Origin of the sequence: Herbaspirillum autotrophicum (assembly GCF_001189915.1) — a bacterium.
In the GTDB taxonomy this organism is placed as follows: Bacteria; Pseudomonadota; Gammaproteobacteria; order Burkholderiales; family Burkholderiaceae_D; genus Herbaspirillum; species Herbaspirillum autotrophicum.
In genome coordinates, this window is record NZ_LFLS01000025.1 from 45,986 (window position 1) to 59,426 (window position 13,441).

12 protein-coding genes are annotated in these 13,441 nt (G+C 55.1%); 8 read left to right on the forward strand and 4 right to left on the reverse strand.

Features of this window, described 5'->3' with window-relative positions; genetic code table 11:
• Position 1: 1 nt before the first annotated feature.
• From AKL27_RS18435 to AKL27_RS18445, 4 genes are all read right to left on the reverse strand, one after another.
• The gene (locus AKL27_RS18435; protein ID WP_157056999.1) at positions 2–901 is read right to left on the reverse strand and encodes a TniB family NTP-binding protein; all 900 of its coding nucleotides are present in this window, start codon (positions 899–901) and stop codon (positions 2–4) included.
• On the reverse strand, positions 901–2,817 hold the full coding sequence (locus AKL27_RS18440; RefSeq protein WP_157057000.1) for a helix-turn-helix domain-containing protein: 1,917 nt from the start codon (positions 2,815–2,817) through the stop codon (positions 901–903). Before AKL27_RS18440 ends, AKL27_RS18435 begins: the two co-directional genes overlap by 1 nt.
• Positions 2,814–3,464, reverse strand: coding sequence for a TnsA endonuclease N-terminal domain-containing protein (locus AKL27_RS27260; protein ID WP_157057001.1), 651 nt, complete (start codon positions 3,462–3,464; stop codon positions 2,814–2,816). The genes AKL27_RS18440 and AKL27_RS27260 overlap by 4 nt, the downstream gene beginning before the upstream one ends.
• 70 nt (positions 3,465–3,534) lie before the next feature.
• Complete coding sequence (locus AKL27_RS18445; protein WP_050464322.1) at positions 3,535–5,922, reverse strand: TOTE conflict system archaeo-eukaryotic primase domain-containing protein; 2,388 nt, start codon at positions 5,920–5,922, stop codon at positions 3,535–3,537.
• Between the two features lie 258 nt (positions 5,923–6,180).
• Between AKL27_RS18445 and AKL27_RS18450 the strand changes: the two genes are divergently transcribed.
• From AKL27_RS18450 to AKL27_RS18485, 8 genes are all read left to right on the forward strand, one after another.
• A complete protein-coding gene (locus AKL27_RS18450) occupies positions 6,181–6,615 on the forward strand; it encodes an RrF2 family transcriptional regulator (RefSeq protein ID WP_050464323.1) in 435 nt (144 codons plus the stop codon).
• A gap of 154 nt (positions 6,616–6,769) precedes the next feature.
• Positions 6,770–8,029, forward strand: coding sequence for an MFS transporter (locus tag AKL27_RS18455; RefSeq protein ID WP_050464324.1), 1,260 nt, complete (start codon positions 6,770–6,772; stop codon positions 8,027–8,029).
• Positions 8,030–8,188: 159 nt separating this feature from the next.
• On the forward strand, positions 8,189–9,433 hold the full coding sequence (locus AKL27_RS18460) for an amino acid ABC transporter substrate-binding protein (protein ID WP_050464325.1): 1,245 nt from the start codon (positions 8,189–8,191) through the stop codon (positions 9,431–9,433).
• A gap of 4 nt (positions 9,434–9,437) precedes the next feature.
• Positions 9,438–10,301, forward strand: a complete 864-nt coding sequence (locus AKL27_RS18465; protein WP_050464326.1) for a branched-chain amino acid ABC transporter permease — start codon at positions 9,438–9,440, stop codon at positions 10,299–10,301.
• Positions 10,298–11,266: a branched-chain amino acid ABC transporter permease gene (locus AKL27_RS18470; protein ID WP_198156015.1), complete on the forward strand. Its 969-nt coding sequence runs from the start codon at positions 10,298–10,300 to the stop codon at positions 11,264–11,266. The genes AKL27_RS18465 and AKL27_RS18470 overlap by 4 nt, the downstream gene beginning before the upstream one ends.
• Positions 11,263–12,033 (forward strand): ABC transporter ATP-binding protein, encoded by a 771-nt coding sequence (locus tag AKL27_RS18475; protein ID WP_050464327.1) that lies wholly within the window; start codon positions 11,263–11,265, stop codon positions 12,031–12,033. The genes AKL27_RS18470 and AKL27_RS18475 overlap by 4 nt, the downstream gene beginning before the upstream one ends.
• Positions 12,030–12,764, forward strand: coding sequence for an ABC transporter ATP-binding protein (locus AKL27_RS18480; protein ID WP_050464328.1), 735 nt, complete (start codon positions 12,030–12,032; stop codon positions 12,762–12,764). The genes AKL27_RS18475 and AKL27_RS18480 overlap by 4 nt, the downstream gene beginning before the upstream one ends.
• Positions 12,761–13,417, forward strand: coding sequence for a 2-hydroxychromene-2-carboxylate isomerase (locus tag AKL27_RS18485; protein WP_050464329.1), 657 nt, complete (start codon positions 12,761–12,763; stop codon positions 13,415–13,417). The genes AKL27_RS18480 and AKL27_RS18485 overlap by 4 nt, the downstream gene beginning before the upstream one ends.
• The last annotated feature ends 24 nt before the right edge of the window (positions 13,418–13,441 follow it).

Below are 13,441 nucleotides of genomic sequence, written 5' to 3' on the forward strand. Positions count from 1 at the left end.
TTCAGAGACGCTGGTATTGCTTACGCTTTGACGGCGGCACCCAAGGCAAGGAATTGATCCGATCCAGAGTAATATGCTCTACCTTGCTACGAATCGCATCCACAGCTAGTTCTTTGACCAGATCACACATGTCGCCTAGCGTCCCCTCGCTGCGCATGTGAATGGCGAGCATCATGTTTGGGTTTTTGAGGTTCGAAGGGCGCTTAAGTGGTGTGCGCAATTCCAGTGTTGCCAGCAGTGAGCCGAACTCATTGTCTGCTCTCCATATTGGCAGATGTTCCGGAGTGAAACGACTGGACATTTGCGGATCGGTGTTAAAGGCGTTGTAGGCATCCTCGATACCCGCTGCTACCATGGTGACCATCGTTTCGTTGCCGAGACTTTTGAGTGCGTTACGAAATTCTTGCTGTCGGTTCAGACTGCCGGCGATTAGATGATGGATTTCATCCACGATCAGCATATGCACTTCCATTTGACGGAATAAGCGCTTTATCTGGGAATATTTCTCCGACACCGATGCAGTCGGTTTATATGGCGTCATCAGTACATCAAGGATACGAGTATAAAAATCTGAAATATCCGGCTTGGGCGGTGCTTCTACCATCACTACCGGGCAGATCGTTACTTCGCCTTCCGGATGCGTTTCGGGCAGGTGGAGTGACAGAAAACGTTTCAGGATCGAGGTTTTTCCATTGAATGACGGTGCAACCAGCAGCATATTTGGCATGCGGGTGATCTTGGGATAAGCCAACAGATCTTCCATGCGCGCCAAAATGCGCTTGGCATCTTTGTAGCCCAGCCACGAGCCCTCGCGGATCGAAAAAATTCGTACCTCGTCGCTACGCTCCGCCAAGGCGCGGGCCGTATCGTTCAAGTGTGGATAGGGATTATCAGTAGTCATCAGTCGTCGTCATTCAGCGGCTGAACCGCATCTGGGTCGTAGCCACGCACAGCGGTAGGCAGCGCAGAAGGCGTCGGGTTGCCGACCTTGGGCAACTCTATTGCCTTGCCCTTGCGAGCTTTCTCATGTTCAGTTCTACGTTGCTGTGCCCGTCGTGCCGCTTTAGTCTTTTCTGCGGCTTCTGCCTCCACCGCACGTTGTTCGTTGAGCAGAGCAAATACTGCCTTCTCGTTTTCGTGTGGAATGCCTTTTTCGTCGGCCCGCCGATGCGCTTCACGGAGCTCCCAGATGCTGACTGGCGGCAGACTAGTATCGCGGTAGGGAATGGCAAAATAGCGGCTGGCGATCTCATCGAAAAAATACAACTGACTGATGTCCCGTGGGTCACGGTGAAACAGGAATTTGCGGCGATGGCGCGGAAATTCAGGGTGAGGGGTATTGATCCACGGACGCAGCACATCGTGATAATAGTGGACGTCATCGATCAGTACGCCGTAATTCTGGACCGTACGTTCGATGAATGGCATGAAATCGATACGCAGCTTCTCCTCGTCCAGGCGTCGCGCCGGTAATCCGCGACCTGGTTTCCCCTTGGTGCCTAGCAATCCCTCTCGCCACTTGGTGAGCGGAGTGGTGCCGATGCCAGCGTGTACCTTGCGATGGTATCGCGCGAAAAACAGCACCAGCCATTTTTCCAACTCGCTGAAGGTCATGCATGCATTGCCTTCCGAGTCGTATACTCCTTTTTCGTCCGGTCCTGAAAATGTTGCACCCTTGACCGTTTTGAGTCCTTCCGACACGGTCCCCATTAGCCGCTCAATGTGCGCGCCGTAGCGTGGCTTCTTTACCGGGCGCAAATGAAGATCGATATCGTATTCGTTACAGGCTACCTTCAGCATATCGCCTCGAAATTCGCGCGCGTTATCCATGTGGAGTATGCCCATTACACCCCAGCACGGCCAATCCGCAGAAGTAACACCCAATCTGGTCATCCATTGTTCCTTCGGCATAATTGCATGGGAGATACACATGCCCGCTGACATGGCGGATGGTGCGTCGAGAGATAGATACATGCCCAGGCAAACGCGACTGTTTACGTCAATGGCCAGGGTGATCCATGCCCTGCGAATCGATTTGCGATATACATCGTCCACGATAATGACTGGCAGTAGTGTGTGGTCGATTTGAACCAACGCCAGCGGCCAATCGGTATCCGGAATGACACCCTTGATTGGATCAAATTGATCATGCGCTGCCGCTTCACCTTTTCGACGGGCGATGCGCTCACGTCCATTGGTACGCTCAATACGCGCTCGAATGGTATTCAGCGCTGGCAATCGGAGTTGTGCATTGGAACATAGGCGTCTGATTTCTTCGACGGTCGATGCTATCGATGCGTTTTGCTCCGTATCGTGGAAATTTTCCAGACAATCCGCGATGATGGCTTCGACCTCGGGGGACAGCCTGCTTTGCCCCCTGCCGCCTCTAAGACCGGAGGTGGGTAATAGCGAGGATAGTAATCCGGTCTGGCGAAACGCAGCGACCCATCGATAGATGGTTGGCCGGCTGACGCCTGCTGCGACCGCGATTTTGTCGGCTTTTCCTCCGGCGCGCTGGTGGGACGGTGCGGCGAGTAACGGTTCGATGTGACGACGACGCTCTTCAGCAATTTGCCAATCCGCATCTGATATTTCCCATAAATTGGGTTCCGTGCGCGATTGTGTAGACGGTAGAGATTCGATTTTCTTTGGAGGACCAATGTCGCCAATCTTCAGCAGCACCTTCTCGCCAGACGCCACTTCTTTAGCCAAGACTAAGTTAATGTCTGCCAGTGCCAAAATGATGTACTCACGGCCGTTGTCGGAGACCGTCGCGCCTTCTTTAAGCCATAGCTGCGTAGGTTCTTTTTTGCTCATGATGCAAGATGGACAAGAATATCGTCGTCGAATGCGACATCCAGATTGGTAATCAGTCGCCGCGTAAGTATCAGATTCCAGATGACGGGAAGCCAATAAAGCTTTTCGTCGTCGTTGGCGGCTATGCCTCGGAGTAAACTTTGTAACGTTGTACCACCATCTCTGTCTACCAATTGAATGACTTGCGCGTAGTCTTTATTTGCTGGTTCGACGTTGCGGTACTCCCTCAAAAATTTGAGATTTGTCAAGCGCGGTGTGCGAATCTCCTTTTCTGTCGTTGTGCGAAATTCCCAGCCACGCTCAGCGACATACTGATCTGCAGCTGCAAACTTCGGAGCATACTTCTCGGCGTTCCTCTTTAAATCGCTTGAGTGCTTGATTTCGGTAAGCAATGGTGGACGGGTATGGCCGGTTTCCGAGTCCGCACGAAAATGTACCAGTACATCGGGTGTATATCCTCTGGCAATGCCAAGTATCGGAATGTTGACGGGTTGCTCCTCGAACCTTTCGACTTCGTCGTCGAAATCCAGAAGTAGCAGGTACTCTTTTTCCAATATAGATTCGAAGCCACCCATTTTTCCATTCTTCCGGCTGGCAAAACTTCCTGTCACGGACAGATGATTTTTTGGGATCTTACGAACTGGCATAACAAATACCTTCCGTATAAAAAACCACTTTATTCGATATAACCATTGCGCAAAGTCGGCTGCGCAATTTTCATGCGCGTCCAAAGCTAAGCTGTTGCTGATCGACTTCTACCTTATATCCCATCGCTTTGTATCCACGCTGCCGTTTCTCCCACATCCGGGAGAGTTGCGGGTGATCCAATTCCGCGTAATCGTGAATCAAAATATCTGTCTTGTCTGCATGGTCACGATGTAAGCGGCCCGCATACTGTTGTAAGGTTCCCGCCCAGGAGATTGGGAGCGTCAATATCAACGTATCCAGCGGAGCATGGTCAAATCCTTCGCCGACCAACTGGGCGCTGGCCAATAATATGTGTGGCGCGTCCGGCGGCAGTTCGGCCAACGCCTTGATAACTAATTGTCGTTCTTTTGCTTTCATACGGCCATGGAGCATAAAGCAGGGGTAATCGACATTTGTGAAATAGGCGTTTAACAAATCGAGATGTTCGGTACGCTTGGTCAAGAGCAATACTTTTCTCCCATCATTGAGTGCGCTAATTGCATCTGCAACAATCCGTGCATTTCTGTCTCTGTCCTCGGCCAGGAGCCGGATGACCTCTTGAATGCTCGCATGTGGCGGGATAGTTGGCGTCGGGAGATGATGAACTCGTACCGTCAGTTGTTCTGGAACATGTGCCGGTCGTTGCGCGACGTGTCTGACTGGGCCGCACTGCATGAACATGATAGGGTGATGGCCATTACTCCGAATCGGTGTTGCGCTGAGGCCAAGTACATAATGCGAATTGGCCTGTTTCAAAACACCTTCGAAAGTTTGCGCGGATAAATGGTGGGCTTCATCGACGATGATCTGCCCATATCGACCGAATAGTTCAGGCAGATCTTCCCGGCGTGCCAAGCTTTGGATAACGGCAATGTCTAGCAATCCGGTCGCTTTTTTCTTACCCGCGCCGATCAACCCGATTTTTTGCTCATCGAGTACAACAAAAGTTCCAAGGCGTTCTTGCCATTGCCGCATGAGATCCGCGCGATGAACGATCACTAGTGTGCTGACCTTCCTGCGAGCGATGATCGCTGCCGCAGTCACTGTTTTCCCGAATGCTGTCGGCGCGACCAACATGCCAAAATCGTGCGGCAGAACGGCCTCTAATGCCTCTTGCTGGTCTGGTCGTAATACACCTTGAAACGAGGCGTTTAAGACGCAGCCTTTTGAGCGAGCGTCATCCAGCCGCAAATCGATTTTGTTGGCGGTAAGTAGCGATCTGACATCGTTCATGCAGCCGCGCGGTAGTGCCATGTGCTTTGGATGATTTTCGGCACGACCGATGACGCGTGGTTTATCCCATGCGGACATACGCATGGCCTGTGCTTTGTAGAAATCGGGATTCTGGAATGCTGCTAACCGGACCAAGCGATTCATCAGCGTTTGCGGCAGCCCTGCCTTTTCGATGAATATCTGGCCGGCAATCGTGGCTATTACGGCTCTTGGCATAACGCCCGTAAGTTGGATATTGGGCTTGGCAGGTGCTATCCATGGCGTATCCGCATTCTCGTCTGGTACTTCGGCGTAAGCGATATCCAGAGGGTGCCGATCACCGACCAATTTGTTAAGTATCGCTTCGATATGCACTTGCGGAAGCGGCTTGATACTTTCCAAGAATATCCATTGATCGGGCAATGGCTGCAGATTGGCATCAACAAAAACGCTACGGCCAAGGTCGCGAGGGTGCTTTTGCAATGGTAACGCGATCAGATTGCCAAAGCCGCCCTTTGGCATTGTGTCCTGATTGGGAAATAGCCGATCATACGATTCCAACTTCAGTTGCCGGGTACGAGCACAAGTTGCACTTATCAATGCGGTGCCGAGCCGTCTGGCATCACGGGCCGGGGTTGGATTCGCAAAAAATAGCCACAAATGCGCACCCTCGCCGGACCGCGAAATCTCCAGCGCTGCCGGGAGGTCGTTTTCTATGCAGGTTTGCAGTACCGCCTTGGCGTCTTCGCGCCAATCTGCATCATCGAAATCGATGGCTAGGAAATAACAGCGGTCATCGGCAAGTAGAGGGTAAACACCGGCAGTAATTTTGCCTTTGAGGTGACTGGAGATGACCTCGTTGGTGACTGGCGCGAAGAGACTTTTCGTGCATTCGCTGCACTTGATGACAGGTTTTTGGCATACGCCATTGCGCCACTCGTTGGCGCAGACAGGCGAATATCCTGGCTTACCTGTCTTTTTGCTTTCCCAGCGTACAGGGTAGACATCGTCTCTTCCATGAAAAAGGCGTCGGAAAAGCTTGATCTTCGCCTCCGGAGATAAGATGCTAGCGACGGTAGAGGGGGTATTGGCGGTTGCGTAAACTGTATTTAGTTGTGGAATCGCAATTCCGTGCTTGGAAATGAGTGCTCGGAGCATGTCATTTTCAGCCCGCAACCGAAAGAGTTCAGCATCGACCTTTGACATACGAGGCTCGTTTTGCGAAGATAAGTTCGGCGATCCACCGGTAGTAACTGCATTGCCCCAATGGCCGCCTCCTAGAGTTGGTGCAACAAGCTTAGAATTGTCTTAACAACTTCTGATATTTGTCTCACCAGCTTCTGGACAAATATACTTCAAAACAGCTAATTTGTCTCATGAGCTACTGATCGTTCACAGCTGATCAGATAAGTATATGCAATCAATGTAGTTGATTCGCTTATCTGTAAGGCGTATAACGACAGTATGAAATCCAGTCGGTTTGCGGTGGCGGCACATATTCTGGTCAGCGTCGAGTACGCGACCCGGGGTGGGGAGGTTTATTTCCCGTCCAGTGCCATTGCCACCAGCGTCAATACCAATCCCGCCTTTGTGCGCGAGTTGCTGTGCAAGCTCGGCAAGGCGGGGCTGGTGGTGACCAAGGAAGGCAAGGGCGGCGGCGTGCAACTGGCGCGGCCGGCGTCGGCAATCAATCTGGCGGACGTCTATCAGGCAGTGGAAGACGGGCCGGTACTCAAACGCAACACCCGTTCGAAAGACCTTTGCTGTCCGGTCAGTTGCGGCATGGAAAAGGTGCTCGATCCGGTCATGGCAGATGTTGAAGGGGCTGTGTTGAAAACCTTGCAGGGGCGCAAGCTATCCGATCTGGTCAACAAGATTGACCCCAGAGCCGGACACTAGGCGGCCATTTCTCAGCGACGGGTATTTTTGATCCAGGGATCCAGGGAGGGAATCGGGTCTTTTTTTATTTCTTAAACTGTATTCAAATTAATTACAGAATAGAGCCGGCACCGCTGCAATCGGTGCCGGTTGGCATCTACAACAGGAGTTTTACATGGAACAAAATCCGTCTGCATTCAACGCGTCAGGTGACAGCTTGGCCGAACTGCCGCTGGAAGGGGAAGATGAAGTCGTCTCCAGAGCTTCGCCGCTGCGTTCGTGGTTATCGGTCGTGTCGGTGGCGATTGGCGCGTTTGCATTTGTGACGACCGAATTTTTGCCGGTCGGTCTGCTGCCGCAAATTGCGTTGGACCTGAACGTGTCACAGGGAACCGCAGGATTGATGGTTACCATTCCCGGCATCATCGCCGCCATTTCGGCGCCGGGCTTGATGCTCGGTGCCGGACGCATCAACCGGCGGCTGATCTTGCTGGTGTTGTCGGTATTGTTGCTGGCATCCAATCTGGTTTCGGCATTTGCGCCCGGTTTCGGCATCATGCTGTTGGGACGCGCTTTACTGGGTGCGGCGCTCGGTGGTTTCTGGACACTGGCACTGGCCACCTCAGGACGACTGGTGAAGCAGGAACATGCTGCCAAAGCCACCGCCATGATTTTGAGCGGCGTCACCTTTGCCACCGTGATCGGCGTACCACTCGGGACCTTCATCAGCGGGTTGTCATCATGGCGGGTTTCCTTCATGGCGACCGGCGCCCTGGCCGCATTCGCTTTGGCGGCACAGGTTTTGTTGTTGCCGTCGTTGCCGTCAAAAGCAGCGATTCGTTTCAGTGACATGCGCGCTTTGTTGGGTCGCTCCAATCCGCGCAAGAGTCTGTTGATGGTGGCACTGGTGTTCGGCGCGCACTTTTCGTCGTACACCTATGTCGCGCCATTCCTGGCCGAAAGCGGCTTCAGTCTGTCGGCGATCACCACAGTGTTGCTGGGTTTCGGGTTTGTCGGCTTTGTTTCCAACCTGGCGATCTCGACGACCGTCACGCGTCACCTGCAAACTTCGCTGTTTTCGATTGTCGCGGTATTGATGGTTGCCTTGTTCTCGTTGCCGCTGCTGCATGCATCGGTGGCCGGCGTCACTGTCATGGTGTTGGCATGGGGTATCGCCTTCGGTGCCATTCCGCTGTGCCTGAGCATCTGGCTGCAATTGTCGTCGCCTGATTTGCCGGAAGCCGGATCGGCCCTGTTCGTCAGCATCGTTCAGGTTGCGATTGCGCTCGGTTCGTTCAGCGGCGGCGTGATCGTGGATGGCTTCGGTATCTCGGCCACGATCTGGCTCGGCAGCGTTCTGGCGCTGGCCGGTCTGGTGATGATTGCCAGTTTCGGCATGAACAACAAGAAGCTGCATGAAGTGTTGCAACATTGAGTGAAGATGACGTGCAGTCGCTTGACTGCACGTCAGGATGTCCGCGCATCAGACCCGTTGCGGCGTGCAGCAAAAAACAGATAAGTTAGCGTGGAAATATTCTTTTCCTCCGCATGCATGATCCGCTAGAGTCGCGCCTTTACTCTTTCCGCCACCATCATGAATTCCGCTGCACGCTTTTTCCACCTCGCCGACCGTTCGCGTCGTGCCTTGCAGCGGATCGCTGCCCTTGCATTAATGACGGCAACATTGAGCGGTTATGGCGCTGCCGCAGCCGCGGCAGATGTCATCCGCATCGGTGCGCCGCTGCCGGTCACCGGCGCGTTATCACCGGAAGGCACCAAGCTGCGTCAGGGTTACGATTTGTGGCTGGAGCAAGTCAATGCAGCCGGTGGCATCAAGGTCGGTGACAAACGTCGCAAGGTCGAACTGGTGTTCGGCGACTACCAATCGAATACACCGCGTGCCGTGCAATTGGCGGAAAAACTGATCGCTGAAGACAAGGTCGATTTTCTGTTTTCGCCATTCGGTTCGGGCGCGACCAAGGCCGTCAGCTCCGTTGCTGAAAAATACGGCACACCGATGATTGCCTCGTCGGCCTCGTCCTATGAAGTATTCAATCAAGGCTACAAGAATCTGTTCGGTATTTATACCGACAACAGCACCCTGACCGAACCGATTGCCACGCTGGTCCGCGCCAAGGGACCGGAAATCCGGCGTGTCGCGATTCTGGCGCGCAATGATCTGTATCCGCTGTCGCTGGCAAATGAATTTGAGAAATCGGCCAAGAAGCGCGGCTTCGAAGTGGTCTATTTCGAACGCTACCAGATCGGCACGCTGGACCACGCTGCTGCCATCAGCCAGATTCGCAGCAGCAAACCGGACTGGATCATCGTCACCGGCTATATCAATGATCTGATTCTGGTGCGCAAGCAACTGGCGGATCAAAAAGTGAGCACGCCTGCACTGACCATGATCAATGGTCCGGCCTATTCGGAATGGGCCGCAGCTTCCGGCGACCTGGCAGAGAATGTCACGACGGCGAGCTGGTTCCATTCGGTACTGCGTTACAAGTCGACCGATATCTTCGGTTCCACTGAACGCTTCGTCAAATTGTTCCATGACAAATACAAGGTCGATCCGGACTTTACACAAGCTTCCGGTGCCGGCGTCGGCGTGCTGTTGCAACTGGCGATTGAACGCGCCGGCAGCATCGACCACGAAAAGGTCCGGGCGGCACTGCGCAAGGGTAACTTCGCCACCTTCTTCGGCCCGCTGAGTTTTGATCCGACCGGCATCGCCAATTCCTACACACCACCGGTATTCCAGATTCAGAATCGCAAGGTAGCGGTGGTCTATCCACCGGAAGTCAAAACTGCCGATTTCCGTCTCGGCCTGCGTTAAGCATATGTACTGGCAGATCATCGCCAACGGGCTGCTGCTCGGCGGCCTGTACAGTTGTATCGCCGCCGGCTTTTCGCTGGTGTGGGGTGTCCTCAATATCATCAACATCCTGCACGGATCACTGATCGTGCTGGGTGCGTATCTGGCGTATTTCGCGCATGTCGAGTATGGCCTCAATCCGTTCCTGATGGCCGTGCCGGTGGGATTGGCCACCTTCGTGCTGGGTTATTTCACGCAACGACTGGTGATCAACCGGGTGGTGGGGAAACCGGTGTTGATCACGCTGTCACTGACCTTTGGTCTCGACCTGATCCTGAACGACGCGATGATCACGCTGTTCCGCGCGGACTACCGCAAGATTCTGTTCGATCCGCCGTTGGGCGTGCTCGAATTCGGCAGCATCATGCTGCCGCTGGACCGCATGATTGCGACAGCGATGTCGCTGATCAGCGTGATACTGGTCTGGCTGTTGTTGCGCTCGACCCGGCTCGGACGCGCCATCATTGCGGTGCGCGCCGATATCGCTACCGCACCGCTGATGGGTATTCGCGTGCGCGATATCTATGCACTCAGTTTCGCAATTGCCGCTGCACTGGCCGGTGTATCGGGGGCATTGCTGGCAGCGATCTTCCCGATCTCTCCATTGATGGCCGGCGGCTATCTCGGCAAGTCATTTGCGATTTGCGTCTTTGGCGGCCTCGGCAATTTGCCCGGTGCGATTGCCGGCGGTCTGGCGTTCGGCCTGATTGAAAGCCTCGGCTCGGCTTGGTTCGGTCCGCAATACACGGCGACGGTTTCGTTTTGCGTATTGCTGGCGCTGCTGTATTTCAAGCCCAATGGCATGTTCGGCAAGCGAGGTTTTGAATGAGCGCAGTGTGGAACAACGTACGGCGTTATTCGCTGTGGATGGCGGTCGCCGCGCTGGTATTGCTGGCGCCGACGGTATTGGCAGCGGATGGCGGCGCTTACTCATTACGACTGGCGACCACGCTGGCGATGTACGTAGCGCTGGCGTACTCATGGAACATGATTGGCGGTGTCGCCGGCTATCCCTCATTTTCAACTGCGGCATTTTTCGGACTGGGCGCTTATATCGGCGGCCTGTTGCAAACCTGGGGCGTGGCCTTGGCACCGGCGGCGCTGGTTGCCGGTCTGGGTGCGGGATTGTTCGCGGCATTGTTGGGCACCCTGATCTTGCACTTGCGCGGTCACTATTTCGCCATCGCTACCGTGGTGGTGGCTGAAGTATTGCGCGAATTGATTCTGAATGCGCCGGACCTGACCGGTGGCGGCATGGGACTCAATTTACCCTTGTTGTCAGGTTCGGTCCTGAATCAGGCGCAAGTGTATTTCGTCGCCATGAGCGCTTGTGCCTTGGCGGCATTCATTGCCAACTTCCTGCTGGTACGCAGTCGCAGCGGTTTCGCGCTGGCCTGTATCGCACAGAACGAGGCCGCTGCTGCCACGCTCGGCGTCAATGCCCGCATTCATAAAACAGTGGCCTTCACATTGTCGAGCGCCTTTCCCGGTATCGCCGGCGCCATCTATGCATCGTGGGTCAACTATATCGACCCGACCGATGTGTTCGACGTCACGCTGTCCGTCAAACCGATTGTCATGGCATTGATGGGCGGTGCCGGCACCCTGGTCGGGCCGTTGCTCGGCGCTTTGAGTTTTGTCGCGGTGGAAGAAGTGGTATGGCGCAATCTGCTGCATTTCCACAGCGGCATGCTGGGCATCCTGATCGTATTGCTGGTGATTTGCCTGCCGGGCGGATTGACCAGCCTGTGGCAGATAGTACGGCGCAAGTTGTCGAAGGGAGCGGCGCGATGAGTGCATTACTGGAATTGCGCGGGGTATCGCGTCACTTCGGCGGCGTCACTGCGATCAACGATTTGGATCTGGATATTGAAGCCGGTCAACTGATTGGCCTGATCGGTCCGAATGGTGCCGGTAAAACCACCCTGATCAATCTGATGACCGGTGTATTGCGCTCCACCGGCGGCAGCATCAAACTGGACGGTCGCGATATTTCACGTTTGCCGCCGCACCGTATTGCACGTGCCGGTGTGGCACGTACTTATCAGGTCGTACAGCCATTTCCGCGCATGTCGGTGCTCGATAACGTGGCTGCCGCCGCACTGTTTGGCGGTGGTGCCGGCTCGTTTGCCGAAGCGCGGCGGCAGGCCTTGGAACATTTGCAATTCTGCGGACTGGAAGCCTCTGCGGCGCAACTTGCAGGGACGTTGTCACTGGCCGGTCGCAAGCGCCTGGAACTGGCGCGCGGCCTGGCGCTGAAACCCAAATTGCTGCTGCTCGATGAAGTCAACGCCGGCTTGAATCCGAATGAACTCGACGGCGCCATCGCGCTGATTCGGGCAATCGCTGCGCGCGGCATCACCATATTATTGACCGAGCATTTGATGCGACTGGTGTTGCAAGTGTGCCAGCGCGTGATCGTGCTGCATCATGGCAAGCTGATTGCCGATGCCAGTCCGACTGAGGTAGTGCGCGATCCGGCAGTGATTGCGGCGTATCTCGGATCGCGTTACGCCAATGCTGCGGCAACACCCGTCGATGCAGCGGGAGCAACGTCATGAGCCAGGCCGAAAAGTTATTGCACGTCAGTGGTCTCAGCGCCGGTTACGGCGACATCGGCGTGCTCAGCGATATTTCGCTGGAAGTTGCTGCTGGTGATCTGGTGGCACTGATCGGTTCCAACGGCGCTGGCAAATCAACGTTGTTGCGCGCCTTGTCAGGCATGTTGCCTGCTACTGCCGGCAGCATCCGTTTTGGCGGTCAGGATCTCGCGCAGCAGGCGCCGGAGCAGATTGTCGGCACCGGCCTGATCCACGTGCCGGAAGGGCGGCGTCTGTTTGCCGGCCTCAGCGTACGCGATAACTTGCTGATCGGTGCTTATCTGCGTCGCGACGGCAAGCAAGCGATCCGTGCCTCGATGGAGGAAGTATTCACGCTGTTTCCCAGACTGGCAGAACGGCGTCGGCAGGATGCGTCGACTTTGTCCGGAGGCGAACAGCAAATGTGCGCCATCGGTCGCGGTCTGATGGCCAAGCCGAAATTATTGCTGATCGACGAATTGTCACTGGGACTGGCACCGCGCGTGGTGGAAGAACTGGTGGCGGCGCTGGCCAGCATCAACGCTGGTGGTACCGCGTTGCTGGTAGTCGAACAAGACGTCGAGATTGCACTCGGACTGGCGCACCATGCACTGGTGCTGGATCAAGGCCGTGTGTTGTTGAGCGGCGCCGCGGCAGAGCTGCGCCAACACCCATTAATTCATGCCGCCTATCTGGGCGAGGATATCGTATGACAGACCATTCTTTACCAGCAACTGCGCCGGGCGCTCGTCCGCGCGTCGAGTTCTATTTCAGTTTCATTTCGCTGTGGTCGTATATCGGCAGTCTGCCGTTTCAGCAATTGATTGCGCGCCGTGATGTCGAGGTGATCTACAAGCCGATGGATCTGTATCAGGTGTTTGCCGCGACCGGCGGCAAGCCACCCAAAGAGCGGGCACCGGCGCGTCAGGCGTATCGCCTGGTGGAAATGGCGCGCTGGCGCAAGGTGCGCAATATTCCACTGAATAATGAACCGCGTTATTACCCGGCACAACCGTCGACCGGGCACCGCATGCTGCTGGCGGCATTGAACGGCAAGGCGCCGGCGGCTGCCACCCACGCCTTTGTGCATGCGGCGTTGAAAGCGGTGTGGGCCGATGAATTGAATATCGAAGACCCGGCAACCCTGGTCACGCTCGCCAATGACAGCGGGCTGGATGGCACCGCCTTGCTTGCAGCCAGCGAAGATCCGCTGTTGCATGCGCGAGAACAAGAACTGACTGCCGAAGCGCTGCAACGCAATGTGTTCGGCGCACCGTTTTACTATTTCAACGAACAGCCATTCTGGGGCCAGGATCGGCTGGAATTGCTGGAAGCGGCAATTATTGAAAGCACGGCCTCCAACTGATATCGATGCATGATGACCGGTGGT

Bases quoted from the DNA above. Each gene is read 5' to 3' on its own strand.
- AKL27_RS18435 (WP_157056999.1), bottom strand. From the start codon at position 901: ATGACTACTGATAATCCCTATCCACACTTGAACGATACGGCCCGCGCC.
- AKL27_RS18440 (WP_157057000.1), bottom strand. From the start codon at position 2,817: ATGAGCAAAAAAGAACCTACGCAGCTATGGCTTAAAGAAGGCGCGACG.
- AKL27_RS27260 (WP_157057001.1), bottom strand. From the start codon at position 3,464: ATGCCAGTTCGTAAGATCCCAAAAAATCATCTGTCCGTGACAGGAAGT.
- AKL27_RS18445 (WP_050464322.1), bottom strand. From the start codon at position 5,922: ATGTCAAAGGTCGATGCTGAACTCTTTCGGTTGCGGGCTGAAAATGAC.
- AKL27_RS18450 (WP_050464323.1), top strand. From the start codon at position 6,181: ATGAAATCCAGTCGGTTTGCGGTGGCGGCACATATTCTGGTCAGCGTC.
- AKL27_RS18455 (WP_050464324.1), top strand. From the start codon at position 6,770: ATGGAACAAAATCCGTCTGCATTCAACGCGTCAGGTGACAGCTTGGCC.
- AKL27_RS18460 (WP_050464325.1), top strand. From the start codon at position 8,189: ATGAATTCCGCTGCACGCTTTTTCCACCTCGCCGACCGTTCGCGTCGT.
- AKL27_RS18465 (WP_050464326.1), top strand. From the start codon at position 9,438: ATGTACTGGCAGATCATCGCCAACGGGCTGCTGCTCGGCGGCCTGTAC.
- AKL27_RS18470 (WP_198156015.1), top strand. From the start codon at position 10,298: ATGAGCGCAGTGTGGAACAACGTACGGCGTTATTCGCTGTGGATGGCG.
- AKL27_RS18475 (WP_050464327.1), top strand. From the start codon at position 11,263: ATGAGTGCATTACTGGAATTGCGCGGGGTATCGCGTCACTTCGGCGGC.
- AKL27_RS18480 (WP_050464328.1), top strand. From the start codon at position 12,030: ATGAGCCAGGCCGAAAAGTTATTGCACGTCAGTGGTCTCAGCGCCGGT.
- AKL27_RS18485 (WP_050464329.1), top strand. From the start codon at position 12,761: ATGACAGACCATTCTTTACCAGCAACTGCGCCGGGCGCTCGTCCGCGC.